Here is a 917-nt window from a genome sequence, read left to right as displayed (position 1 = left end):
GTCGATGAGTATTACCAGGCAATGGGAATGGACGACAAGCGCGAAGTCTATCTCCGAAAAGCGATTTTGGATCAGGTAAAAGATAGCAATGTGCTAGACGAACTTGGCACTGAAGATACGTCAGATGAAGACGCTGTACTAAATCGGCTCGATGCGTATTTATGTGACATCAAGGAAGCGCAGATACGACATGGTCTGCATATACTAGGGGTGCTGCCAAACAAGGAGAAGCTTTCGGATACGATAGTGGCCTTACTGCGCTTGCCTCGTGGTGGTGAGAAACACAGTCAGGGAATTCTTCATAACCTGGTTCTGGATTTAGATATTAAAGGTGACGATGATCTATTTGATCCACTGTCTGCAGGTGCGGAAGCTTGGGAGGGCACGAGACCTGAATGCTTAGCCGAACTAGATGAAGGACTTTGGCGTACCGAAGCGGATACACGTGAGCGACTAGAACTGCTTGCCAAAAAGCTAGTAGAAACCTATGTCTTGTCTGACGAATCAATTCCGTTGCTTGCGCAATTACCTTCTACACTAGCGCAGCTCAATTATACAAAAGACGTGCTCTTAGCTGCGTTGAGAAAAAGTGCAGAACTGGAGTTGGGCTCAATCATCAAGGGCTTAAGAGGTAAGCGCATTGACCCTGGCCCGAGTGGCGCACCAACGCGAGGAAGATTGGATACCTTGCCGACAGGGCGTAATTTCTTTTCCGTTGATAATCGTGCCATACCGTCCCCGGCGGCGTGGGAAATAGGAAAGCGTTCGGCCCAAGCTTTGATCGAACGTCATCTTCAAGCGCATGGTGATTATCCCAAACAGCTAGGTTTGTCAGTTTGGGGTACGGCAACCATGCGAACCGGTGGCGATGATATCGCTCAGGCTTTTGCTCTGATGGGCGTCGAACCTATTTGGGC

General features: G+C 49.2%; 1 protein-coding gene. It reads left to right on the top strand.

The window, feature by feature from the left end; all coding sequences use genetic code 11:
• Window positions 1–27: 27 nt before the first annotated feature.
• Window positions 28–917 (top strand): cobaltochelatase subunit CobN (locus tag A3757_RS24080; protein ID WP_369819604.1); only part of this gene is annotated, 890 nt, incomplete at its 3' end.

This window comes from Oleiphilus sp. HI0117, from assembly GCF_001635235.1.
This window is presented reverse-complemented; position numbering and strand designations above follow the sequence as displayed.